The sequence below is a fragment of the Pseudomonas sp. SIMBA_067 genome, assembly GCF_046534675.1.
Taxonomy (GTDB): Bacteria; Pseudomonadota; Gammaproteobacteria; order Pseudomonadales; family Pseudomonadaceae; genus Aquipseudomonas; species Aquipseudomonas putida.
Window position 1 is genome coordinate 1 of sequence record NZ_JAWRYH010000559.1, and the last position, 266, is coordinate 266.

Below are 266 nucleotides of genomic sequence, written 5' to 3' on the forward strand. Positions count from 1 at the left end.
TGTATCTTTGTGTTATTGTTTTTGGTATTACGAACTTAGTCGCCTCTTCCGGCGCGCATATGGTTCAGCGCTTGCTGTTCTTCGTTCTGACCATCCTGGTTGTAAAACGTATATCATCCCTTCCGCTTCGCCTGCTTGTTGCCGCACCATTTGTGTTACTGACTGCGGCAGACATGAGTATTAGCCTCTATTCATGGTGTACCTTTGGTACAACTTTCAATGATGGATTTGCGATTAGTGTGCTCCAGAGTGATCCGGATGAAGTT

At 45.5% G+C, this 266-nt stretch carries 1 protein-coding gene; it reads left to right on the forward strand.

Annotated elements, in window-relative coordinates; all coding sequences use genetic code 11:
* Nucleotides 1-266: hypothetical protein (locus tag SB765_RS30320; protein ID WP_410932580.1), on the forward strand; the 266-nt coding region annotated here is incomplete at both ends.